This is a genomic window from uncultured Henriciella sp. (genome assembly GCF_964005855.1).
Lineage (GTDB): Bacteria > Pseudomonadota > Alphaproteobacteria > Caulobacterales > Hyphomonadaceae > Henriciella.
In genome coordinates this window covers 17,699-41,863 of record NZ_CAXFSW010000010.1, presented here as the reverse complement: position 1 = coordinate 41,863, position 24,165 = coordinate 17,699, and the positions used below count along the sequence as shown (strand labels likewise).

At 61.1% G+C, this 24,165-nt stretch carries 21 protein-coding genes and 1 tRNA gene; 6 read left to right on the top strand and 16 right to left on the bottom strand.

The features are described 5' to 3' along the window. Nucleotide 1: 1 nt before the first annotated feature. From ABNU55_RS11250 to ABNU55_RS11240, 3 genes are read right to left on the bottom strand one after another with little or no spacing between them, the layout of a single operon-like run. A complete protein-coding gene (locus tag ABNU55_RS11250; protein WP_290751954.1) occupies nt 2-817 on the bottom strand; it encodes a transglutaminase family protein in 816 nt (271 codons plus the stop codon). Between the two features lie 10 nt (nt 818-827). Further along, the gene (locus ABNU55_RS11245) at nt 828-1,766 is read right to left on the bottom strand and encodes an alpha-E domain-containing protein (protein ID WP_348764365.1); all 939 of its coding nucleotides are present in this window, start codon (nt 1,764-1,766) and stop codon (nt 828-830) included. Beyond that, the gene (locus tag ABNU55_RS11240; RefSeq protein WP_290756603.1) at nt 1,766-3,193 is read right to left on the bottom strand and encodes a circularly permuted type 2 ATP-grasp protein; all 1,428 of its coding nucleotides are present in this window, start codon (nt 3,191-3,193) and stop codon (nt 1,766-1,768) included. Before ABNU55_RS11240 ends, ABNU55_RS11245 begins: the two co-directional genes overlap by 1 nt. A gap of 273 nt (nt 3,194-3,466) precedes the next feature. On the opposite strand from ABNU55_RS11240, the gene ABNU55_RS11235 reads away from it, so the two are divergent. Together ABNU55_RS11235 and ABNU55_RS11230 are read left to right on the top strand one after the other, a co-directional pair. Continuing rightward, a complete protein-coding gene (locus ABNU55_RS11235) occupies nt 3,467-4,789 on the top strand; it encodes a glycosyltransferase family 4 protein (RefSeq protein WP_290754851.1) in 1,323 nt (440 codons plus the stop codon). A gap of 210 nt (nt 4,790-4,999) precedes the next feature. Then, on the top strand, nt 5,000-6,028 hold the full coding sequence (locus ABNU55_RS11230; RefSeq protein WP_290754852.1) for an SDR family NAD(P)-dependent oxidoreductase: 1,029 nt from the start codon (nt 5,000-5,002) through the stop codon (nt 6,026-6,028). 59 nt (nt 6,029-6,087) lie between these two features. Here the strand turns inward: ABNU55_RS11230 and ABNU55_RS11225 are convergent. Beyond that, nucleotides 6,088-6,163 (bottom strand) — tRNA-Lys (locus tag ABNU55_RS11225). Between the two features lie 115 nt (nt 6,164-6,278). On the opposite strand from ABNU55_RS11225, the gene ABNU55_RS11220 reads away from it, so the two are divergent. Beyond that, nucleotides 6,279-6,971 (top strand): hypothetical protein, encoded by a 693-nt coding sequence (locus tag ABNU55_RS11220; RefSeq protein ID WP_290754853.1) that lies wholly within the window; start codon nt 6,279-6,281, stop codon nt 6,969-6,971. On the opposite strand, the gene tgt is transcribed toward ABNU55_RS11220, so the two are convergent. From tgt to ABNU55_RS11190, 6 genes are all read right to left on the bottom strand, one after another. After that, nucleotides 6,925-8,061 carry a tRNA guanosine(34) transglycosylase Tgt gene (gene tgt / locus ABNU55_RS11215; RefSeq protein ID WP_290754854.1) on the bottom strand — a complete coding sequence of 379 codons (1,137 nt, stop codon included), beginning with the start codon at nt 8,059-8,061 and terminating at the stop codon, nt 6,925-6,927. The two genes, ABNU55_RS11220 and tgt, sit on opposite strands and share 47 nt — an antisense overlap. A gap of 46 nt (nt 8,062-8,107) precedes the next feature. Next, complete coding sequence (queA, locus tag ABNU55_RS11210) at nt 8,108-9,160, bottom strand: tRNA preQ1(34) S-adenosylmethionine ribosyltransferase-isomerase QueA (protein ID WP_290754855.1); 1,053 nt, start codon at nt 9,158-9,160, stop codon at nt 8,108-8,110. Nucleotides 9,161-9,169: 9 nt separating this feature from the next. Next, nucleotides 9,170-10,066, bottom strand: coding sequence for a peptidylprolyl isomerase (locus ABNU55_RS11205; protein WP_290756609.1), 897 nt, complete (start codon nt 10,064-10,066; stop codon nt 9,170-9,172). Continuing rightward, a complete protein-coding gene (gene coaD / locus ABNU55_RS11200) occupies nt 10,063-10,557 on the bottom strand; it encodes a pantetheine-phosphate adenylyltransferase (protein ID WP_290754013.1) in 495 nt (164 codons plus the stop codon). The genes ABNU55_RS11205 and coaD overlap by 4 nt, the downstream gene beginning before the upstream one ends. A 55-nt stretch (nt 10,558-10,612) precedes the next feature. After that, nucleotides 10,613-13,387 carry a DNA gyrase subunit A gene (gene gyrA, locus ABNU55_RS11195; RefSeq protein WP_290754010.1) on the bottom strand — a complete coding sequence of 925 codons (2,775 nt, stop codon included), beginning with the start codon at nt 13,385-13,387 and terminating at the stop codon, nt 10,613-10,615. A 153-nt stretch (nt 13,388-13,540) separates the two neighbouring features. After that, nucleotides 13,541-14,776 (bottom strand): acyl-CoA dehydrogenase family protein, encoded by a 1,236-nt coding sequence (locus ABNU55_RS11190; protein ID WP_290754008.1) that lies wholly within the window; start codon nt 14,774-14,776, stop codon nt 13,541-13,543. 173 nt (nt 14,777-14,949) lie between these two features. On the opposite strand from ABNU55_RS11190, the gene ABNU55_RS11185 reads away from it, so the two are divergent. Both ABNU55_RS11185 and ABNU55_RS11180 read left to right on the top strand, forming a co-directional pair. Then, entirely contained in the window at nt 14,950-15,972 is a 1,023-nt protein-coding gene (locus ABNU55_RS11185; RefSeq protein ID WP_290753982.1) for a kelch repeat-containing protein, read from the top strand. A 30-nt stretch (nt 15,973-16,002) separates the two neighbouring features. Beyond that, a complete protein-coding gene (locus tag ABNU55_RS11180; RefSeq protein WP_290753980.1) occupies nt 16,003-16,629 on the top strand; it encodes a YitT family protein in 627 nt (208 codons plus the stop codon). A 3-nt stretch (nt 16,630-16,632) separates the two neighbouring features. Here ABNU55_RS11180 and ABNU55_RS11175 read toward each other — a convergent pair whose 3' ends face one another. Together ABNU55_RS11175 and ssb are read right to left on the bottom strand one after the other, a co-directional pair. After that, nucleotides 16,633-17,229 carry a hypothetical protein gene (locus ABNU55_RS11175; protein ID WP_290753978.1) on the bottom strand — a complete coding sequence of 199 codons (597 nt, stop codon included), beginning with the start codon at nt 17,227-17,229 and terminating at the stop codon, nt 16,633-16,635. Between the two features lie 147 nt (nt 17,230-17,376). After that, the gene (ssb, locus tag ABNU55_RS11170; RefSeq protein WP_290753976.1) at nt 17,377-17,865 is read right to left on the bottom strand and encodes a single-stranded DNA-binding protein; all 489 of its coding nucleotides are present in this window, start codon (nt 17,863-17,865) and stop codon (nt 17,377-17,379) included. Between the two features lie 212 nt (nt 17,866-18,077). On the opposite strand from ssb, the gene uvrA reads away from it, so the two are divergent. Continuing rightward, complete coding sequence (gene uvrA, locus ABNU55_RS11165) at nt 18,078-20,993, top strand: excinuclease ABC subunit UvrA (protein ID WP_290753972.1); 2,916 nt, start codon at nt 18,078-18,080, stop codon at nt 20,991-20,993. Nucleotides 20,994-21,013: 20 nt separating this feature from the next. Here the strand turns inward: uvrA and ABNU55_RS11160 are convergent, their stop codons facing one another. The 4 genes from ABNU55_RS11160 to ABNU55_RS11145 form a co-directional block, all read right to left on the bottom strand. Beyond that, nucleotides 21,014-21,982 (bottom strand): hypothetical protein, encoded by a 969-nt coding sequence (locus ABNU55_RS11160; protein WP_290753970.1) that lies wholly within the window; start codon nt 21,980-21,982, stop codon nt 21,014-21,016. 42 nt (nt 21,983-22,024) lie between these two features. Further along, nucleotides 22,025-22,915: a hypothetical protein gene (locus ABNU55_RS11155; RefSeq protein ID WP_290753967.1), complete on the bottom strand. Its 891-nt coding sequence runs from the start codon at nt 22,913-22,915 to the stop codon at nt 22,025-22,027. A gap of 75 nt (nt 22,916-22,990) precedes the next feature. Further along, nucleotides 22,991-23,293, bottom strand: a complete 303-nt coding sequence (locus ABNU55_RS11150; RefSeq protein WP_290753964.1) for a hypothetical protein — start codon at nt 23,291-23,293, stop codon at nt 22,991-22,993. A 77-nt stretch (nt 23,294-23,370) separates the two neighbouring features. Continuing rightward, nucleotides 23,371-24,111, bottom strand: coding sequence for a sulfur transferase domain-containing protein (locus ABNU55_RS11145; RefSeq protein WP_290753962.1), 741 nt, complete (start codon nt 24,109-24,111; stop codon nt 23,371-23,373). Nucleotides 24,112-24,165: the final 54 nt, after the last annotated feature.

The window sequence follows — 24,165 nt, the reverse complement described above, 5'->3', positions numbered from 1 at the left end:
CTTATTGCTGCTGCTGTTGCTGCTGCACCTGAACCGACACTTCCAACCCCTGCTGAGCGTTCCCAAAGCTCAATCCCGAGACCGGGGCAGCATCCGTATAATCCAGCCCCGTCGCCACCGCGACGTAGCGCGTATCTGGCGATATGGCATTGGACACATCGAATCCGACCCAGCCAAGGCCTTCAGCATACGCTTCTGCCCAGGCATGGGAAGCATCCTGTTGCACACGGTCATCCATCATCAGATAGCCGCTCACATAACGGGCCGGAAAGCCGAGCAGTCGTGCGCAGGAAATGAAGATGTGGGTGTGATCCTGGCATACCCCGCTGCCGGCAGCGGCGGCCTCTTCCGCCGTGGTCGCCACGCCCGTTGTTCCTGTTTCATAACGAACGAGTTCGGCCACAGTCATCATCAGGGCATGGAGCCTGGAGACCTCATCGTTGAAAGCTGACCCAACCCGCTGCGAGATCTGCCGTATAGCCTCGCCAGGTGCAGTCAAAGGCGTCTTGCGGCGGTAGATCCATAATGGCGTCCAGCCGCCATGCTGGCCGACAATTCCGCTTTGGTCGTCGGTCAGAACCGTCCCCTCAGCCCGGATCGAGAGGAATTCTGCGCCCTCTTCAAGGCCGATAAGAAGCGTCTGGTTGTTGAACTCGTCCACAAACTGGACCTGCTGCCTGGCGCCCTCAAACGTCACCGACCAGTCCTCGATACTCTGTCCGCGCCGGGTCTTCGGCGTCAGACGGATCTGCTGCAGACCGTATTGGGCCGGCTCTGCAAAGTCATACCGGGTCAGATGAGCAATCTTGAGGCGCACGGCTCTCCCTTCAGGCGTAAAAGCGATAGTCTTGTTCGATCTGCAGGCCGAGCGCATTGTTGGCCTGCAGGATCCACTGAATGAACTCGTGCAGCCCCCCATCGAAAATGGTCTCAACATCGGTACGCGTCAGGCGAGCCAGGGTTTCGTCGCACATGGCGCGCGAGGGCCGGCTTTCTCCATACCCCTCTTCAAGATAGCCCAGATTGCGCGCGATATTGGTGTAACAGAAGGCAATGGAGCGTGGCAGGCGCTGATCAAGGATCAGGAATTCCGCGATCGCACGCGGGCCGGATTCCTTGTTCAGCCACGCAAAGCTGCGTTCGGCCGCCGCAGAACGCAGGATCGCTTCCCACTGGAAATTATCGATGGAAGAGCCAACCATCGAAACCGATGGCAGCAGCACGAAATATTTCACATCGAGGATCCGGGCGACATTGTCCGCCCGCTCGATGAATGTGCCGACACGGCAGAAATTGAAGATATCGTTGCGCAGCATCGTGCCATGTAGCGCGCCGCGCACCTGCGCGCTCTGCTGGCGGATAAGCTCCAGCACATTCGGCAGGTCTGCATCCGAAACCGGGCGGGCGAGCGCATCCTTGAGGCGCATCCACGTATCATTGACCGCTTCCCAGACCTCACGCGTCAGCGCCACACGGACGAGGCGGGCATTGCTGCGCGCAGCCTCAACGACCGACATGACACTGGACGGGTTCTCCCGGTCGCGCAGAAGAAAGTCGATGACTGAAGCGCGCTGTATCGCATCATTCTTGCCAAGGTACATTGCCTTGACGTTGGCCGCTGAAAGGACCGACTCCCATTCGGAATCGGCCGCCGAGGAGCGCGTCATTGTCATCCGGGAGCCGGCTTCGATGAGGCGCGCATTGTTTGCGCTGCGCTCAAGATAGCGGCACATCCAGAAAAGCCCGCCTGCTGTCTTGCCAAGCATCATGATTCAAGCACCCAGGTGTCTTTTGTCCCTCCGCCCTGACTGGAGTTGACGACCAGTGAACCCTTCTTCAGCGCAACCCGTGTCAGACCGCCCGGCGTGATATCGATCCCGTTGGGTGACACCAGAATAAAGGGGCGCAGATCCACATGGCGGGGCGCGAGGCCCTTATTGGTAAAGATCGGCACAGTGGAGAGCGCGAGGGTCGGTTGGGCGATATAACCATCCGGCTTGGCTTTCAGCTTGGCGCGGAAATCGGCGATCTCCTTGCGGCTGGCGGCCGGTCCCACCAGCATGCCATAGCCGCCCGACCCGTGGACCTCCTTGACGACCAGGTCGGCAAGATTGTCGAGCACATAGGCCAGCGAGTCCGGCTCTGAACACCGCCATGTCGGCACGTTCGGCAGCTTGGCTTTCTCGCCGGTATAGAACTCCACGATGTCCGGCATATAGGAGTAGATCGCCTTGTCGTCCGATATCCCTGTTCCCGGCGCATTGGCAATCGTGATGCCCCCTGCCCTGTAGACATCCAGAATACCAGGGACGCCCAGCATGGATTCCGGATTGAAGTTCAACGGGTCGAGAAAGGCGTCGTCCACGCGGCGGTAAAGCACATCAACCGGCGTATAACCTTGCGTCGTGCGCATGGCGACGCGTCCATCAATCACGCGAAGGTCATGGCCCTCGACAAGCTCTGCGCCCATCTCGTCGGCGAGGAAAGCGTGCTCGAAATAGGCCGAATTGTGGATGCCGGGCGTGAGGACGGCGATGACCGGCTTGCCATTACAGGCCGGCGGCGCACAGGCTGCCAGAGAACGGCGCAATCTTTTGGGATAGGTCGAGACCGGTTGCACCTGGTTCTGGATGAACAATTCAGGGAACATCTCAAACATGGTCTCGCGGTTCTCGAGCATGTAGGAGACGCCAGACGGGGTGCGCGCATTGTCTTCCAGGACAAAGAACTCGTCTTCTCCGGTGCGTACAATATCGGTACCCACGATATGAGTGTAGACGCTGCCCGGCGGTTCGACGCCGATCATCTTCGGAAGGTACGCCTCATTATTGGCGATCATATGAGCCGGAATTCGGCCAGCCTTCAGGATTTCCTGACGGTGATAGATGTCGTGGAGAAAGGCATTCAGGGCACGTACGCGCTGCTCGATCCCTTCCGAGAGTTTCTGCCATTCCCGGTTCGACAGGATATGCGGGACGATATCGAACGGAATGAGCCGCTCATTGGCCTCTTCGCGGCCATAGACGTTGAAAGTGATGCCGGTGCGCCGGAAGGCCTGCTCGGCCTCTTCGGTCTTGCGGCGCAATCTGGCGTTGTCCTCACCCTCAAACCATTGATGATACGTCTTATAGGGATCCCGTGGGCCTTCGCCCGTGCCAAACATCTCGTCAAATGGCGGCTTGTCGTTTGACATTCGTGCTAGTCTACACCTTTCCACAACTCAGTTTCACACGTATCGGCCGCTACTGACTGGGGCAATGGCGCAGACCTGACATATCGGGAGCTAGGTCACCTCTGCCTGAAAACCAGTCAAAGAAACCAAGCGCTTAAGCGTAACTCCTCAAAAGCCGCAAAAGCTCCCGCTCATTAAGGGCGCCTGAGAGTGAATGTGTCGGGAAAGCAACACTCATCCCTACCACCTGCTGACATGAATGCAACCGTTAACATCATGCGGCGTTGAGGTGGCATGAGACAGATGCACTATACCAACCCAGTCGCGCCGGTTGAGGGGCCGGAAGAAAGCCCCCCACTCGAAGTCGCGCTGCTGACCTGGGAATACCCACCTATTCCGACCGCGAAAGGCCGCGTCGCCTGCGAGGTTGCCCACGGTCTTGCCCGGCATGGCGTGAATGTCCGCGTTTTCACAATGGACCGCGACGACACCGTGCGTACAGACCACGAACGCATAGAAGTCATTGGGTGTGCGAGCCGCATCACGGGCCTTCGCCGCCTGATGCGCAAAATTCCCGGACTGGAACATGTCGCTGCGGCAGCCGCCTTCCGCGAACGCCTGCACGAAGAACATGAACGCCGCCCCTTCGACCTGATCGAGGCTGCCAATTGGGGCGCGCCAGCCGCGATGCTGATGAATAGTGGCCTGCCAATCGTGATCCGAAACTCGGCTCCACATAGCCTGGACGAACCTGATGAGGCCACGCTTGGCCAGCGGATCTCCAACCGCATCGTTGCCGGGATGGAGGCACGCTGCAATCACAATGCCGATGCCATCATTTCCAACAGCCGTAGCAACGCGCACGCTGTGCGGGACTGGTACAATCTCACGCCGGGCCTGATCCATATGGTGACCCCGCTTTCGGTCGATCCTCTGATCCGCAAGGCCGGCGCAGAAGCCAGCTTTCCCCCAGCCCATTCGCGCCTTCGCCTTGCCTATATCGGTGACGATAGTCACCGGAAGGGCTTCGATGAGGTGCTGCTGGGCTTCCAGAAAGTCACAGAACAGTTCCGCGATGAAGGCGAGCCGCTTCCAGAACTCCACCTTATGGGGCTGGAAAACGGGGCCCTCGATGCCCGCGCGGGCGAACTTGGCCTGCCAGCCAGCCTGATGGACCAGATCTTCGACTATGGCCGCGTAACGGATGAATCGATGACACACATCCTGGCGCGCTGCCAGTTCGTGCTCGCACCCTCGCGCTTTCAGTCATTCGGCTCCGTCTACCATGAAGCCGCGGCTTTTGGTCGACCCCTGATCGCCTGCGCTGAAGATCCGACCGCAGTGGAACACGTGCGCCGCCACGAATGCGGCGTGCTAACCGATGACTGCTCGCCTGAGGCGATTGCCGAAGCGGTAACAACGCTCTTCAATGATCGCACCGCGATGATGAGCATGCGCAAGGCCGGTCTCGAAGCGGCCAAATCCTGGACCCGTGAACAACTAGGCGCCCGGACGTTGCAGATCTACCGCCGCGCCATGCGCCTTGAGGAGATCCATATCCCCACCGCGCGGCCTGTTCCCGAAAAGCAAGGCGTTTTCCAGCACATCCATGTCTGATCGTTAGGCGTCACGAAGTAGCATCTGTCGCCCTGCGCCTCTCCCGAGGCGCTGGGTTTTTTTTAAGGCTGTGCCGAGAGGATTCATATCCAGGCCCATAAGGCCACCGCACAACCCATGTTGCGCCTGTCACGCTTATCTCATATCGCTCCAGACGGAGAAGACGCAGGATGACCGATTGGCTTTGGCCGGAAAGGCAGGGCAGCCACCATGGCTGATGTATCAGACTCGCCCCGCATTCTCATTACCGGCACAGCTGGTTTCATAGGCTTTCACCTCGCCCGTCTCCTGCTTGCCGAAGGCATCCGCGTTCAGGGCTATGACGGGATGACTGACTATTACGACGTAAGCCTGAAACAGAAGCGGCACGCCATCCTGTCTGAGCACCCGAACTTCTCGGCCACTGAAGGGATGCTTGAAGATCGGGAGAAGGTCGATGAAGTCGCCGATGCGTTCCAGCCCGACATTATCGTTCATCTCGCCGCGCAAGCCGGTGTGCGCCACAGTCTGGAAAACCCGCGAGCCTACATAAACTCCAATATCGTTGGCACTTTCAACGTCATGGAGGCCGCGCGCCGGCTTGAGGTTCGTCACCTTTTGATGGCTTCAACCTCATCAGTGTATGGCGCAAATACGGCCATGCCTTTTCGCGAAACCGACAAGGCCGACACTCAGCTGACGATGTATGCGGCGACCAAGAAGGCCAATGAGAGCATGGCGCATTCCTATGCCCACCTCTACAACCTCCCCACCACCATGTTCCGGTTTTTCACCGTCTACGGCACATGGGGCCGGCCCGACCTCGCCCTGTTCAAATTCGTTGACGCGATCCTCGATGACAGGTCGATCGACATATACAATCACGGCGACATGTACCGCGATTTCACACATGTTGATGATCTGGTGAGAGGGATCCGCCTTCTGATCGATACCGTTCCAGAGCGCCCGGCAGACGGAAAAGTACCCGAAGGCGACAGCCTGTCTCCTGTTGCGCCTTTTCGCATTGTGAACATCGGCAATTCCGAAAAAATCCGGCTTCTGGACTTCATTGATGCAATCGAGGAGTGCCTCGGCAAGACGGCGAAGCGCAACTATATGGGCATGCAGACCGGAGACGTACCGGCCACCTGGGCAGACCCGACACTCCTTCAGGAGTTGACAGGCCATCGCCCCAGAACCTCGTTCAAGGACGGCATTGCCGAATTCATTGAGTGGTTTCGCGACTATTACGGAAAATAGGAAGGCGACGCCTCGCATCTCATAGATGCTGAAGAACGAAAACCGGTTCTGAAAGGAAATGGTACGCCCAACAGGATTCGAACCTGTGACCTACTGATTAAAAGTCAGTTGCTCTACCGACTGAGCTATGGGCGCGCCGAAGCGAGGTTCCTAGTCGAGAGCCGGGGCGAGGTCAACGCACTGAGACCTCCTAATTGCAGGTCGGATTACGCCACGATTTTGCCCTCCTGCTCGTGTCTATTCGCTGATCATGAAACAGCGCCTTTTTCTTCTGTTGATCCCCATTACCGGCCTGCTCGCCGCATGCGCCAGTTCGACCGCATCGACAGCGTCAACCGCCACCAGCGCCGCCGTCAGCCAGACGCGCGCCGGCTTTACAGAGGCGGCGCTGTCACCGCTTGAGGATCTCAACCTCCGCAAGGACGAGATCCCGCCTGTCCTTGCGGATATCGACAATCCCTATGCTGTCTCACAGACGCTCGGCTGCGAGGACATCACCAGCCGCCTGGCAGAGCTCGATGCGGTCCTTCCGCCAGACTGGGACGCCGCCCATGAGCGCCAGGAAGACTCAAGTCTGTCCGACAAAGCCGCCGACACGGCCTCCGATGGTGTGCTCGGGGTGGTCGCTTCGGAGGCGCGCGGCCTCATTCCCTATCGCGGCTGGGTGAGACGCCTCAGCGGGGCCAACAGCCATGACAAGAAGGTCAAGGCCGCACTGGAACGCGGTAACGCCCAGCGCACCTATCTCAAGGCGATTGGCCGGATGAAATCCTGCAAGGGCATTCCTGACATCCCGAAAGGGCAAAAGCGCAAGAACCTGGTCGATTATCGCGGCGATGCGCCCTCAAGCGCCCAGAAAGAAGACCCGCCCGCCGGCCCGGTCGACCTTCGCGGGGCTAGGACGAGCGAGGCGCAGATTTCGTCGAACTCCAGCGCGCATTGAGCTCTGTGCGCAGAGCCTCAAACCTGTTCTCCGCAATCGCCAGCCGCATCTCGGCCATCAGCGCCTGGAAGAAGGCCGTATTATGCCAGGAGAGGACCATGGCGCCGAGATACTCCCCCGCCCTGATGAGGTGGTGAAGATAGGCCTTCGTATAGTCCTGGCTTGCCGGGCATGGCACCGCCGCGTCCACAGGGCTCATATCCTCTGCGAAGCGCGCATTCTTGAGATTGATCGGCCCCTCCCAGGTCCAGGCCTGTCCATGACGGCCCGCACGCGTCGGCAGGACACAATCGAACATGTCGATGCCGCGCGCGACACTTTCGACCAGATCGATAGGTTTGCCGACCCCCATGACATAGCGGGGCTTCTCATCCGGCAGATGCGGCACCGTCATGTCGATGGTGTCGCACATCTGGTCATGGCCTTCGCCCACGGCGAGCCCGCCCAGCGCGATGCCGCCAAAGCCCTGTGAGACAACGCCCCTGGCGGACTTCTCACGCAGGTCCGGATAATTCGACCCCTGAACAATGCCGAAGAGTGTCTGGCTCTCGCGCGCCCCGAAGGCTTCGAGGCTGCGCGCCCCCCAGTCCAGCGACAGGTCCAGCGAGCGCTCGGCCTCTTCATGTGTGCATGGAAAGTCCGTACATTCATCCAGCTGCATCGAGATGTCTGCACCGAGCAGGTCGGCCTGGATCTCAATGCTGCGCGCGGGCGTCAGGCGATGTTCGGAGCCATCGATATGGCTGCGGAAGGTCACGCCATGCTTGTCCATCTTGCGCAGCTGCGACAGCGACCAGACCTGGAAGCCGCCACTGTCGGTCAGCATCGGGCCTTTCCAGCCGGAGAATTCATGCAGCCCGCCGAGGCGGTGTACCCGCTCGGCACCGGGCCGAAGCATGAGATGATACGTGTTGCCAAGGATGATGTCCGCGCCAGCCTGTGCGACCTGGTCCATATAGAGCGCTTTCACGGTCGCCGCCGTGCCCACAGGCATGAAAGCAGGTGTGCGGATATCGCCGCGCGGCGTTTTCAGGACACCTGTGCGCGCCTTGCCCTCGCGGGCTTTTATCTCGAAAGGAAATGTCGCCATGGGCGAGGCTCCTAACGCTTATCCGCGCGCGCGCAATACCAGCCCATCAGGGCAACAGCAGACACGCATCCCCGTAGGAATAGAAGCGATACTTTTCCTTGATTGCATGCGCATAGGCCGCCTGCATCACCTCGGTCCCCATCAGCGCGCAGACCAGCATGAAGAGCGAGCTTTCGGGCAGATGGAAATTCGTTACCAGCGCATCGGTCGCCTTCAGCCTGTCGCCGGGCTTGAGGAAGATATCGGTGGGCCCCAGCGTGGACACAATCTGGCCGCCCTCCACCGAACTCTCAAGCGTCCGCAGCGCGGTGGTGCCCACCGGCACGAGGCGCCTGCCCCCTGCCCGCACGCCATTCAGCCGTTCAGCGACCTCCGGGCTGACCCGGCGCCATTCCTCATGCAGCCGGCCGCTTTCAAGCTGGCTCTCCTGCAGCGGCGAAAACGTGCCGAGGCCGACATGAAGGCGTACCCACTCTGTACCGATCCCCGCAGCCGCGATTTCCTCGCGCAGCCGCGGGGTGAAATGAAGTCCTGCCGTCGGCGCGGCCACCGATTGGGCTTCATCGCCAGCAAAGCTCGTCTGATAGGTCTCGCGGTCTCTTGCGTCGGCCGCCCGGCGCCGTGCGATATAGGGCGGCAATGGCATCGCCCCGAACGCGTCCAGCGCCTCGTCCAGTGCATCGCCCGACCGGTTGAACGTCAGCAGCAGGTCCGCGCCGTCGCCCTTCTCGGCGACAATGGCTTCAAATCCCTCGCCGAACCGGATCATATCGCCGGGCTTCAACCGCTTGCCGGGCCGTGCGAGTGCCCGCCACGTCTCAGGCGCCAGCCGCTCAACCAGATTGGCATCGACCGGGACATCTGAGCCAGCCTCATCGCGCGCGGGGCGCACGCCTTTCAGTGCCGCCGGAATAACCCGTGTATCATTGAAGATCAGCGTATCACCCGCCGACAGGTATCGCGGCAAGTCGCGCACCCCCGCATCTTCCAGCCGCCCATCGCCATGCACGACGAGCAGGCGCGCGGCATCCTGCGGCTCCACAGGCCGCAGCGCGATCAGCTCTTCTGGAAGATCGAAGGCAAAGGCGGAAAGGTCCACCCTCCCCTCCTATTCGGAAACGACCGCCGGAACGCGCATCACATCGCAGATGTCGGTCTCGTTCTGGTCGGCCTCGGCCAGGCGGGCAGTCCATTCCTCGGTATCGGTCCGCTGGATCCAGACCTCGGGGCGCTCATCCTCTGGCATATTGCTCACCAGATAAGCATGTTCCAGAACGTCCGGATTGCTGATCGGCGTCCCGTTCGGCTCCGGGCCCTTCTTGATCGCGCGCACGACGTCAAAGCCGTCAACCACGCGGCCCCAGGCTGTGTACTGCTTGTCCAGATGCTCGGCCTGATGGCGCATCAGGAAGAACTGGCTATTGGCGGAATTGGGGTCATTCGTCCGCGCGGTGGACACCACACCCGGACAATGCGGGATCCAGCGCTCGACGCTGGCATCGCCCGTCAGCTCGGCCAGGAATTGCGCCTGCGTCCCCATGGGAAAGCCCATATAGAGGCCCTGCGTGGCCGAATCCATCGGGCCGATCACATTCATGGGCATGTCGCCCGGCTTGGCGCGGAAGGTAAATTCACCCTCCAGGTCCGGCAGGCCAGAGCCTTCGCCATTCATTGCCTGGATATCGCCGCCCTGTGCCATGAAGTCGTCGATGACGCGGTGAAACACGGTGCCGTCCCACTTGCCTTCACTGGCAATGGTGCGGAACTGCTCGGCATGGCCGGGGGCAACCTCCGGCAGCATCTCGATGATGATACGCCCTTTGCTGGTATCCATGACGATCAGGTTTTCGGGCTCGGCCTTGCGCCACATATCCGGCGCAGCTTCCACATCGTCCATGCTATAGGCAGGCGGCTCGGGCGCGGCCTCGTTTTCCTGCGCGCACGCAGTTGCGCCCGCCATGCCTGCAAGAACCAGCGCGCTGACCGCAAATTTCGAAAGTGTCACTTATACTTCTCCAGAAGCTTTTCCCTGACACTTGGCGTGACGAAGGAAGTGATGTCGCCCCCCAGTTTGGCGATTTCCTTCACGAGCCGTGAAGCCACCGCCTGATGCTGAACATCCGCCATCAGGAAGACGGTTTCAATCTCCCGGTTCAGCTGCTCATTCATCGCTGTCATCTGGAACTCGTATTCGAAATCAGAGACGGCGCGCAGCCCCCGCACGATGACATGCACACCGCAGCTTTCGGCAAAGTGCATCAGAAGATTGTTGAACGGCTTTACCTCAATCGCGCAGTCGCGCGGATTGGGCAGTTTGGCAATCTCGGTCTGGACGATGTCGGTGCGCTCATCGAGTGAGAAGAGCGGCTTCTTGTCCTCATTGACGGCAACACCGATGACCAGCTTGTCGACCAGTTTCATGGCCCGGCCGATTATGTCGAGATGCCCGTTCGTGATGGGGTCGAACGTCCCCGGATACAAGCCAACACGTTCCATGACATCTCCCTAATGCGCTGCGCCGCCTGCGCTTTTCAAGCCGCGCGGGTCAGGCTCACTCTTCTGTATCGTCTTCCTCTTCTTCTACAAGACGCGCAACAGAAACAACCCTTTCGCCTTCATTTGTGCGAAGGACCCAGACGCCGGACGTCGCCCGTCCGGCAATCCGGATCTGGTCGACGCCTGTCCGGATGAGCTGGCCGCCATTGGTGACGAGCATGACCTGGTCATTGTCATCGACGGTGAAGGATTGCGCGATCTTCTTGACCGGGCCCTTCTTCTTGTCACCGCTCCAGATATTGTGCGCCACAAGGCCTTTGCCGCCGCGCCCGGTAACGCGGTAGTCGAAAGAGGACGAACGCTTGCCCATGCCATCATCGGCAATCGACAGGATGAACTGCTCGGCTGCGCCCATCTCGGCAATGCGTTCCGGGCTCAGCGCGGCTTCTTCCTCGCCGGCATCATCGGTCTCGTCATCGGCAACGGCATCGCTCTCGTCGATCTCGTCCTCGCCGCTGGCGGCGCGCCGCATCGCCGCGGCATGTTTCAGATAGGCGCGCGCCTCAGCTGAGCTGAACTCGATATGGTGGAGGACGGCCATGGAAATGACCTCATCGCCCTTTTCCAGCCTTATGCCCCGCACCCCGGTCGAGTTGCGGCCTGCAAAGACGCGCACATCGTCAACCTTGAAGCGGATACATTTGCCCAGCGCTGTGGTCAGCATGATGTCATTGTCTTCAGAGCAGATGCGGACCGACACAATGCCATCGCCCTCATCGAGCTTCATGGCGATCTTGCCGTTCCGGTTGACCCGGATGAAGTCAGACAGCTTGTTGCGCCGCACCGTGCCCGAACGGGTCGCGAACATCACATCCAGCGAGTTGCGGCTCTCCTCGTCATCGGGGAGCGGCATGACGCTTTCAATGCGCTCATCCTTGGCGAGCGGGAAGATGTTGACCAGCGCCTTGCCGCGCGATTGCGGCGAGCCAACGGGCAGACGCCAGACCTTCTCCTTGTAGACCATGCCTTCGGAGCTGAAGAACAGGATCTCGGTATGGGTGTTCGCGGTGAAGAGCCGCGTGACGAAATCCTCGTCCTTCATCGAGACGCCGGAACGCCCCTTCCCGCCGCGATGCTGGGTGCGGTAGGTCGAGAGCGGCACGCGTTTGACGTAACCGCCATGCGTCACGGTCACCACCATGTCCTCGCGCTCGATGAGGTCTTCATCGTCAAGGTCAGCATCGGCAAAGGTGAACTCTGACCGGCGCGGGACGGCGAACTTTTCCTTCACCTCGCGCAGCTCAGCGCGGATGATGTCCTGGATGCGCGGGCGCGAGCGAAGAATGTCGAGATAGTCGGCAATCTTGTCCGAAAGGCCCTTGGCTTCGCTGCCAATTTCGTCACGGCCGAGGCCGGTGAGGCGGGAGAGTTGCAGCGCCAGAATGGAGCGAGCCTGCTCATCGGACAGATAGATCGTATCGCCATCACCGCGGCGCGTGCGCTTGTCAGCGATCAGGTCGAGCAGCGGCCCCATATCCATGATCGGCCAGGCTTTCGCAAGCAGCTGCTCACGCGCCGCGTTCGGGTCAGGTGCGCTGCGGATGATGCGAATGACCTCATCGATGTTCGCAACTGCCAGCGCAAGGCCGACCAGGACGTGGGCGCGGTCGCGCGCCTTGTTCAGCTCGAACTTGGTGCGCCGCGCGACCACTTCCTCACGGAACTGGATGAAGGCCTGCAGGACAGCGCGCAGATTGAGCTGTTCCGGACGCCCGCCATTCAGCGCCAGCATATTGACCGGGAAAGATGTCTGCAGCGGGGAGAAACGGAAAAGCTGGTTGAGTACCACTTCCGGGCTCGCATCCTTCTTGATCTCGACCACGACACGGATGCCATGACGGTCGGATTCGTCGCGCAGGTCTGCAATCCCCTCGACCCGCTTGTCGCGGACCAGCTCGGCAATCTTCTGCACCATTGTGGCCTTGTTCACCTGATAGGGAATCTCTGAAACAACAATGGCCTGGCGCCCGGACTTAACGTCCTCGATCTCTGTGCGTGCCCGCATCAGGACAGAGCCGCGCCCTTCCAGCAACGCCTTGCGGGAGCTCGCATGCCCGAGGATCAGACCGCCTGTTGGAAAGTCCGGCCCCGGCACGATTTCCAGCAGCGCCTCGTCATCGATGCCCGGCTCGTCGATCATGGCCAGCGTGGCATCGACCACTTCGCCCAGATTGTGCGGCGGGATGTTCGTCGCCATGCCGACAGCAATGCCGCCGCCGCCATTCACAAGGAGGTTCGGGTACTGCGCCGGCAGGACCATCGGCTCCTTGTTTTCCTGGTCATAAGTGTCCTGGAAAGGCACCGTATCCTTGTCGATATCGGCCAGCAGGTACTGCGCCGCCTTCGTCAGGCGCGATTCGGTGTAACGCATGGCGGCTGGCGGATCATTGTCGATCGAGCCGAAATTGCCCTGGCCATCGACCAGCGTCAGACCCATGGAGAAGGGCTGCGCCATGCGCACGAGCGCGTCGTAGATCGCGCTGTCGCCATGCGGGTGATAGGCCCCCATCACAGCACCGACGATATTGGCAGACTTCCTGTGCGCCTTGTCCGGCGTGTTGCCGTTGACCTGCATCGCATACAGGATGCGGCGGTGCACCGGCTTCAACCCGTCGCGCACATCCGGCAGCGCCCGGCTGACGATGACACTCATCGCATAGTCGAGATAGGAGCGCTTGAGCTCATCCTCGATATCGATGGGGTCTATGCCATCCTCATGCGGTGCCTGTGGGGTTTCCGGCTCTTCTGGCGGCGTGTTTTCGTCACTCACGGGCTTATATGCCTCTTCTTGCCTCAAGCAGGCGTCGAATCGCCCGCAATCATTGGCTCTCAGACTAGCAGGCTGCCCCCGCCTATACAAACCGGGGCGCCGCTTTTCAGCAGCGCCCCGGCCAGGTCCTCAGCTTGCCCGAAAGACGCGTGACTACAACAGGTCGCCGCCCGCCGCCGCCGCCGTCGTTCCGTCCTTCTTGAAGGCCCTGATGACGTTCTTGCCGGTGATCCATTTGTGGACCTCATCCGGCCCGTCCACGAGCCGCTGCGAGCGGATATGGGTGTACCAGGCAGCAAGCGGCGTATCGAGCGAATAGCCAAGCGCCCCGTGCAGCTGGATGGCGGTATCGACGACCTTGTGAACCATGTTCGCAAGAAAGACCTTGGCAATGCCGTTCTCCTGGCGAAGGTCCATGCCATTCTCCGCCTTGTAGGCGATATGCATCAGCATGAGGCGCGCGATGTAGAGCTGGCTCGCGCATTCGGCCAGCATGAACTGGACGCCCTGGCGATCCTCCAGCCCCTTGCCGAAGGTGGACCTGCTGGTCACGCGCTCTGTGGCAAGGTCCAGCGCGCGCTGCGCCATCGCAACATTGTGCATGCCGTGGCGCAGCCGGCCATAGGCCAGCCTGTGCTGGCCCATGGCAAAGCCCTTGCCCTCGCCGCCCAGCAAATTCTCCTGCGGCACGCGAAGGTTCTCGAGCTTCACCTCGGCATGGCCGCCGCCCATCATCTCATAGAGAGGGCCGTGCACGGCCATGGTCGGGATATCGCGAACGATATTGTACCCCTCATTCGGCAGCTCGACGATAAAGGTCGAGAACTGCTCATGGCGCGGCGCCTCCGGGTTCGTCTTCGCCATGACCACCGCGATATCGGCGACGCTGGCGGCGGAGGAATACCATTTCTCGCCATTCAGAACGTAGTGGCTGTTGCCGTCCTTCTCGGCACGCGTCTGCATGCCTGTCGCATCGGCGCCCGCCGCCTTCTCCGTCATGGAATAGCAGACGCGCTTTTCGCCATTCAGGATGGGTTTGAGGAATTTCTCTTTCTGATAGTCCGTGCCATGCGCCAGCAGCGTCAGCATGGTCGCATCATCCGGCCCCTGCGAATTCATGGACAGGGCGCCGAGATGGCTCTGCCCAAGCTCCATCTGGACGAGCGCATTGGCCAGCGGGCCAAGCCCCATGCCGCCATGCTCCTCGGGGATGAAGGGCAGCCACAGGCCCTGCTTGCGCGCCTTGGCGCGCAGCTCGTTGAGGACGGTCTTGTAGTCCTCACCATTCTCGAGCCGCTTTTCGGCCGGGATACACTCATCCTGCACCCACTGGCGCACCTTCTCGCGGACCTTTTTCGCCTCTTCCGGAATCGTGAAATCAATCGCCATGTCTCTCTCCCTTATCTTGTCTTTCGCTGAGGCTAGGCGGGAATGAGCCCCCTGCACAGGCCTCACGCAGCGTCGCCCGGAACGGACAAAGCCGGACAGGACATACCGGCCCGGCAGCCTTGCGGTCGAGGCGGATGCGCCTAGTCTCCGGGCAGGACAAGGGAGACCACCGGATGCGATTTTCACAGACACGCCGCCAGTCGCTTCAGCTTATTGGCGCGGGGCTTATTGCTGGCTGCGCCGCCCACCCGGCGCGACGTCAGAACGCGGACGCCTCCGGAAGCTACCGCAGCGGGCCGGCCCTGCCCTTCCCGGTTCAGGAAATCTATCCCTGCGAACACGCCGGCCGCATCCACTTAGCGGGCGGCTTCATCGCAGAAGACGGCGCGATCACAGGCCCGACCGATGCGCATCACGCGCTCGACCCCGAGAGCGGGATCTGGCAACCACGCGGCGCCCTTCCCACACCCCGCCATCACCCGCAGCTCGTCAGTCTGGCGGGCAGCCTTTATTGTATTGGCGGGTTCGAGGCAGGACCGGAGGGGGGCTGGCAGATGCAGTCCACAGCCTGGCGTTACGATGAGGCCGCAGACACCTGGACCGATGCCCCGGCCCTGCCCGGCCCGAACGGCGAAAGCACAGCTGGCGTGATCGGCCAGACACTCTACCTCGCCGGTGGGCGCCAGCCGGCAGCAAGCCGAAACCTCGACTGGAACGACCACGCAGATACCGCAGCCCTGCTCGCTTTCGATGGCTCACACTGGGACCGCCTCGCGCCCATGGCCTATCCGCGCAACAGCGCAGCAGGCGGCGTTATCGACGGACGCCTGCATGTCGTGGCGGGCCGCACGGTCGAGGACGGCAATACACCGGTGCACGAGGCCTATGATCCCGCCACCGACCGCTGGGAAACACTGGCGCCCATGCCAAAGGGACAGGGCGGCCTTGCCAGCGGCGTTGTGGACGGAAAACTCTACACCTTTGGCGGCGAATGGTTTGAGGACGGAGGCGGCGTCTACCCCGATGCCTGGGTCTATGATCCAGATCGCGATAGCTGGGCCAGTCTTGCAGACATGCCAAAGCCCCGCCATGGCCTTGGCGGTGTCGCGCTTGGCGGTGATATCTATCTTATCGGCGGTGCCGCGCAGCGCGGCGGCAACCAGACAAGTGCGGCAGTTCAGATCTATACGCCTTGACCTTGCGTCCTGCCCGGGCAAATAGCGCGAATGGCTGATACATCCGAAACCGACGCGCCCATTGTCCCCCACAAATGGTATGAGGATGTGCAGGCGCTTGTCCTCGGCACATTGCTGCTCAGTTTCGGTGTCATCATGTACAGTGAGGCGATGCTGATCACCGGCGGCGTTGCCGGCACCAGCCTGCTGGTCGAGTTCGCCACCTCGCTGACCTTTGGCCCGGTCTTCTTTGTCCTGAATCTGCCCTTCTTCGCGCTCTCCATCCTGCGCATGGGCTGGGGCTTCACCCTCCGCACCTTCGCCTCCGTCGCGCTTGTCTCAGTTCAGACACGGCTTCTGCCAATGTGGGTGGATTTCGACTTTCTCGCGCCAGCCTACGCCGCTGTTGCTGGCGCGGCGATGATGGGGGTGGGCCTTGTCGTCCTGCTGCGCCACCGCGCGGGCATTGGCGGGGTGACGATCCTGTCCCAATTCCTGCAGGACCGCGGCATCATCCGGGCAGGCCTGTTTCAGCTCATCGTCGACCTGATCATCCTGGTGGTCGCGCTCTTCATGCTGCCATTGAAGCTCGTGGCACTGTCTATCGTCGGCGCGTTCGTTCTGAATCTCACCGTCGCGATCAATCACCGCCCCGGCCGCTATCGCGGGATGAGCTAGAGCCTATCGCTCCGCTTCTTCAGACTGATCGACGGGCCGCGGGCGCAGGTCGCTCATCTCGATATGCCATTTGCGCTCTTCGGTTGACGCGCCGGGCACATCGTTCACGCGGCTGAGGAGAAGCGGGCCTTCCATCCGATAGGCATCGCCATTGTCCAGCTCGCCTTCCATGGTGACCGGCACCTCATAATAGAGCGTCCCGGCAGCACCTTCCTTACGCGCTTCGCCGAAGCTGATATCGATGGTGCGGTACTTGCTGAACGCGACTTCGAACTCTTCGGCATCCATACCGCTCGCCATGCCGCTTTCGCCCCAGACCTGACGTGCCGTTTCCCACTCACGCGATTCCAGCGCATCGGCCCAGCGCTGAGCCACGTCCGCAGGATCGCCGGCATCGACGGGTGGCATGGAAGGATCGACAGGCTGGTCTTCCTCACCGGCTGCAGCCTCATCCTCGATGGCATTGTCCACCAGAGAGGACTTATCGCTGCCCATACTGGCCTCGTTCCCGGTCGCGTCAGAGACGTTGACGGACTCGCCGCCGGGCCCGCAGGCGGTCATGGCAAGGCAGGCAAAAGGGATAAGGGCGTATTTGATCATGTTCTGGAAGCTCCCGTCAGACCGGGTAAAAACGGCCAGCCTGACGAGGCGTTCCCTGGGACTGCGACGTGGCTCAGTCTGACGGCATCGACCCGGAAGCCGAGCCGGCCAGCGGCCAGCGACACCCGAGACCCAGAAGGGCCTGCCCTAGAACGGGATCTCGTCTTCAAAGTCCTGATTGAAATCCTGCGGCGGACCGTCAAGCTGACGCGGACCACCGCCGCCACCGCCACCATAGCCGCCGCCGCCCATACGGCCGCCACCGCCGCCGCCCTGGCCACCGCCGGCGCTATCCAGCATCACCAGCGTGCCGTCGAAGCCCTGCAGGACGACTTCGGTGGAATAGCGGTCATTGCCACTCTGATCCTGCCATTTGCGGGTCTGGAGCTTGCCCTCGATATAGACCTTGGAGCCCTTCTTCAGGTAATTCTGTGCCACCCGGACCAGACCGTCGGAGAAGATGGCGACCTGATGCCATTCGGTGCGCTCGCGGCGCTCCCCGGTATTCTTGTCTTTCCAGGTGTCGGAGGTCGCAATGCGCAGATTGCACACCTGGCCGCCATTCTGGAACTGACGCACTTCCGGGTCGGCGCCCAGATTGCCAATAAGGATGACCTTGTTCACTGAGCCTGCCATGTCGCGCTCCATTCATTACGGCTTCGAATCCAGCCTTGGGTGTAATACGTCACTTGGCGCCTGTCGCCCTCACACCCCATATTTCCACAATCGGCAGCCTAAATGGCTGCAGACGGCATAATGTTCATTTTTTGTTCTGGTCGTCAAGCTGGACTCCAGTTACACATGATACTTCAACGCAAGACGAGGCGCGGTCCCGAAAGGCTATGTCGATGACGTCACCCGATCTTCGCATGATCCGCGTGCGCGGCGCGAAAGAACACAATCTGAAGAATGTCGATGTCGACATTCCCCGCGACAAGCTCGTCGTGCTGACGGGGCTGTCCGGTTCGGGCAAATCCTCGCTTGCCTTCGACACGATCTATGCTGAGGGCCAGCGGCGCTATGTCGAGAGCCTTTCTGCCTATGCGCGCCAGTTCCTGGAGCTGATGCAGAAGCCGGATGTGGAGAGCATTGAAGGGCTCTCGCCCGCCATCTCCATCGAGCAGAAGACAACGTCGAAGAATCCGCGCTCGACCGTCGGCACCGTCACCGAGATCTACGACTATATGCGTCTTCTCTGGGCGCGCGTCGGCATTCCATATTCGCCGGCCACGGGCCTCCCCATCCAGAGCCAGACCGTCTCTGAAATGGTCGACCGGACGATGGACCTGCCGGAAAAGACCCGTCTTTACCTGCTCGCGCCGATGATCCGTGGCCGCAAGGGTGAGTACAAGAAAGAGTTCGCAGAGCTCCTTAAGAACGGCTTCCAGCGCGTGAAGGTGGATGGCGAGTTCCACGACCTCGAAAGCCCGCCCACGCTCGACAAGAAGTTCAAGCACGACATCGACGTCGTCGTGGACCGGGTCGTCATCCGCGAAGGCATGGAGCAGCGTCTCGCCGAGAGCTTTGAGACCGCCCTCGGCCTCGCAAATGGCATCGCCGTTCTGGAATACGCAGACCTCGAAGAAGGTGAGACAGAGCACAAGCGCATCACCTATTCGGCCAATTTCGCCTGTCCTGTCTCCGGTTTCACCATTCCGGAGATTGAGCCGCGCCTCTTCTCGTTCAACAATCCGTTCGGCGCCTGCCCGGCCTGTGACGGGCTCGGCGAACAGTCAAAAGTGGACCCGGAACTCGTCGTACCGGACAAGGATCTCTCCCTTGCCAAGGGCGCCATCGCTCCCTGGGCACGCGCTGCCTCTCCCTATCAGACTCAGACGCTGCAGGCGCTTGCCGACCATTACGATTTCGACCTCGACACCGCCTGGAACAAGCTCAAACAGCCCGTGCGCGACGTGATCCTCAACGGCACCGGCGATGAGGAAATCCAGTTCGTCTATGATGATGGTCTGCGCCGCTATGAGGTGAAGAAAACCTTTGAGGGCGTCATCCCCAATCTCAATCGCCGCTACCGCGAGACCGACAGTCAGTGGGCGCGCGACGAGATCTCGAAATTCCAGTCCGCCGCCCCCTGCCCGGCCTGTAATGGCAAGCGTCTGAAGCCCGAAGCCCTGGCCGTGAAGATCGACAATCTGGACATCTCGGATGCGGCCGAATTCTCGATCAAGCATGCCGGCGACTGGTTTACGCAGGTCGTCGACACGCTGAATGACCAGCAGAAGGAAATCGCGACCCGCATCCTTAAAGAGATCAATGACCGGCTGATCTTCCTCAACGCGGTGGGCCTCGAATATCTCTCGCTATCGCGCGCATCCGGCACCCTGTCGGGCGGCGAGAGCCAGCGCATCCGCCTTGCCAGCCAGATCGGCTCGGGCCTTCAGGGCGTGCTTTATGTCCTCGACGAACCCTCCATCGGCCTTCACCAGCGCGACAATGAACGCCTGCTGGAAACACTGAAACGCCTGCGCGACCTCGGCAATTCGGTGCTCGTGGTGGAGCATGATGAAGACGCCATCCTCACGGCCGACCATGTCATCGATATGGGCCCGCGCGCCGGTGTCCATGGCGGCGAGATTGTCAGCCAGGGGACGCCGGAAGAGATCATCGCCGATGAAAACAGCCTCACCGGCGCCTTCCTCAATGGCAAGGAAGAGATTGCCATTCCGCCCAAGCGGCGCCTCAAGAAGAAATCCCGCTCGCTGACCATAAAAGGCGCGACCGGAAACAACCTCAAGAATGTCGACGCGACCATCCCGCTCGGCACGTTCACGGCAATTACAGGCGTCTCCGGGGGTGGCAAGTCCACGCTTATCATCGAGACGCTCTACAAGGCGCTGGCCCGCAAGCTGAATGGTGCCTCGCAGGCCCCTGCCCCCTATGAGGGCCTCGAAGGGCTGAACCATCTCGACAAGGTCATCGATATCGACCAGTCGCCCATCGGCCGCACGCCGCGCTCCAACCCGGCGACCTATACCGGTGCCTTCGGCCCGATCCGCGACTGGTTCGCCGGCCTGCCCGAAGCCAAGGCGCGCGGCTACAAGCCAGGCCGCTTCTCCTTCAATGTGAAGGGCGGTCGCTGCGAGGCGTGTCAGGGCGACGGCGTGATCAAGATCGAGATGCACTTCCTGCCGGATGTCTACGTCACCTGCGAGACCTGTGACGGCAAGCGCTATAACCGCGAGACGCTGGAGGTTCTCTACAAGGGCAAGTCCATCGCCGACGTGCTCGACATGACGGTGGAGGAGGCTGAGAAATTCTTCCACGCCGTGCCCAGCATCCAGTCCAAGATGGAAACGCTGAACCGCGTCGGTCTTTCCTATATCAAGGTCGGCCAGCAGGCGACGACGCTCTCAGGCGGCGAGGCCCAACGCGTCAAACTCGCCAAGGAGCTGTCCAAACGCGCCACCGGCAAGACGCTCTATATTCTGGATGAGCCGACAACGGGCCTGCATTTCGACGATGTGCGCAAGCTCCTCGAAGTGCTCCATGAGCTGGTCGATTCCGGCAACACCGTTCTCGTGATCGAGCACAATCTCGACGTCATCAAGACCGCTGACCATATCATCGATATCGGCCCTGAGGGCGGCGATGGGGGCGGGAAGATCGTCGCCATCGGCACACCGGAAGAAGTTGCCGCCAAGAAGGATAGCTGGACCGGCCGTTTCCTCGCCGAGACCTTCCGGCGCCAGGATGAACGACGCGCCGCCTATGCCAAACGCCTGAAAGCCCAGAAGGCGGCGGAGTAGCGCCGCCCTCCTCATCTAGCTCATGCAAATACGTCCGGCGCCTGCGCGGTCCCGCCACCGCGCGGGTCGGTCTTTGCCGCAAGACCCGCAGGGCCGGCCCAGACATAGAAAAACAGGCCCTGCAGCATGAGCAGCACGACATAGGTACCTATGGCCGGTGCAAGGAACTCGGCCTTCAGGAAGAACATCAGCACCTCTGCCGGATTGGCTTCCATCTGGTCGATATCATTGAAATTCGACATCAATGTTGCCACCAGCGCCGCTGCGCCAGCCGAATAGGCGATGGTAAAGATGAACCAGAACGCCACGGCCAGGATGGCATAGGCAAAGAAGAGCGGCAGGACGCGCCCGCGGCTTGCACCCCATGCATGGAAGAAGTGGACCCTGCGGTCGCGCACCGTCAGCGCCGAGGCGGGTGACAGGCGGACCGCGACATAGGCCCAGGCCAGTCCCGTAACAAGGAAGACAGCGGGAAACCCAAGGCCCAGAAAGAATGTTTCGCCATCCCCGATGGTGACGAAGATGGCAATCAATATGCCTGCAAGGATGAGGCTCAGCAGATAGCTGATGATAAAGAACACAAACCACAGAAGCCCCACCAGCAGCAGGCGCAGCTCATCGCCGCCCAAGCTGAGCCGGAAGCCTTCCTCGCGCACATAGCGCCGGTGGATCGCTGCTTCGAAGACCACCCAGAACAGCACGCCAAGGATAATGAGCAGGATCCATGAAAAGGCGATCCGGCCCACCATCCCGGTCACCTCACGCGTGAGGATGATTTCCACCTCTTCTCCCGCGATCAGTCCTTGCGCCGCGCGCAGCGCCGTATCGAAGGCCACTTTGATCAACGGCTGGAACAGGAAATAGGCCAGACCCGCCATCAGCGTCACGCCGGCAAGATAGGTCAGCGCATATTTCCAGATGAAGCCGCCCGGTCCGCTTGCCCGCGCGAAATGGAAAAGGGCATTGGCGAAACTGAAACGATGAGTCACGACGCCCTCCCCCCAGCCGCCTTTTCCCCTTAAGGTGAGCCCTCAGCCAAACGTCATATCAGCGTCAACGCGATTGGGCGACAGCCTCTGGTAAAGCGCGGCCGAAAGGCCGTGTCCCAGCCAGTAAAATGGCGCGAGCAGAAACACGCACAGGCCGACCAGGCCGGCAAAGGCCGCATCGCCAAGCTCGGCCCCGGCGCCGGGCGGCAGGGCATAGACGCTGACGATCACCGTTCCCCCGCCCACATGCAGGACAAGGGAGGCCACCAGCGACAGGACAAGCCACGGAATCAACTGAAGGCCCACCCAGAGAAGCGCGATCCTCGCCACGTGTTTTGACGTCCACGGCCAGCTTCTGAATATGGTGACATGCCGCTCTGCCACCGTTGCCGCGCCGAACAGGAAGAGGCGAAGCCCCAGCCAGACCAGCGCGCCAGCAGCGATCACCAGCAGGGCATAGAGAATGATCGCCGCCCCGGAGTCCGATAGCGCCTCAACAGAGCGCCAGATGTCACCCGCTGACTGTCCGCCCTGCGACGGGTCATAGCCGGAGGCATCGATCAGCACGCTCGAAAAGATCGAGAAGAACAGCATCAGAAGAAAGATCAGGATGGCGAACAAGGCATAGACCGCCAGGTTCGCGGCAAACAGCCTGATCGTGTCCCGCATCGTGCTGCCCGTGCCTGCTTCCGGCAACAGCCGCCTGTACATGGTGGCGGACCAGAAACTGCCCGTGAAGATGACCACCGCGCCCAGCAGCGTCCAGTAAAAGAACGGCTCACCGCCCGCCTGCGCCAGCCGGTTCACATAGGTCTGCCCCGCCACCGCCGCCGCCAGCAGGAAAAGCCCCGGCAGCGTCGCAAATGCAACGGCGCGCGCATTGGCGATGGCGTCCCTCGAAATGGATGCGGTCTGCAGGGTGGAGGCGGTCATTCTGCTGCGTCGTGCCTGCTGCAGCCACTGGCGGAAGAACCAGCAACTGCGTTGCCGGTTCTTCCCCGTGGAAACTTACTGATTTGCACTGCAGGAGAGCCCTGCCTGCATCACGAAGCTGACGAACTGGCCCTGTTGTTCAGGCGACAGATCATTCATCATGTCCTCTGCAGCCGAATCCCCTTCGCGCGCCGCTTTGGCAAACTTGTTGTAGAGGTCGGAATCCAGGTTTTCCTTGGCCGCATCGGCCATGCACTCGCAGGCTTCCTTGTTCATGCCGCCGTCCTCGACGCATGAGTCGACGATGGCCTCATGATTGCCACCGCCGCAAGCGGCCAGAACAAGAAGGCCAGCAGATGCGAGTACAAACTTTTTCATCGGAATAAGTCCTTTGGTAATTCCTATTTAAGGCTCGATAATTTCACGAAATTCCTGCCAATGCCAGCGCAATCAGGTCATTCGCGGCGCAGAAGCCTGTCCCAGCTAAGGCGGCCCTTGCGCCGCTCAAGGAAGTCGGTCTTCACCGCCATACGGTCATAGTCTTCGCGCACCCAGTCCATGAAAGATTTTCCGCTCTCGGCAGTATCCTTGAGGTAGGCTTCAAAAAACGCGTCCAGCATACCGGTCTTGCCGGATTTGACGTGAAGATATTTGCCCGACAGCTGCTCCAGCGCCTTCTTCACCGGCTGGCCCTGGCGGAAGATCATGTAGAACGCGCTCATCAGCCCGGCCCGGTCCGCCCCGGACTTGCAATGCATCAGCGCTGGATAGTCGATGGTTTCGAAGAGGTCACGCGCCGCCTCGATTGTCTCCACCGTCGGCGTGTCGCGTGAAAAGACCTGGAAATCGACCAGCTTGATGCCAGCCGCGTCACAGGCTTCCTTCTCCAGAAGATAATAGCCCTTCGTGCTTTCCCCGCGCAGATTGATGATGGTGCGGATACCGCGCGCTGCGGCATGTTCGGCGACCTGCCGCGGATTGGGCTGGTTCGAGCGCCACATCTCCGGGCTGATCTGGTGCAGGTTCTGGAAACCCTCGCGCAGGAAGCCATGATCGCCAAGGATCAGCTCACGCTGCGCACGCAGCCGCCCGCCCGCGCTCGTCATGTCCGCGGCCACATGCGGCGGCTTTTTGCGCTTCTTGCGCTTTTTCTTCGGCGTCTCGCCCTCGGGCTTGTCTGGCGGCGGTGTCGTCATGGCGAAACGGGCTATCCCGCCGCGCGCCCGGACGCAAGAATAAGCGCGCACCGC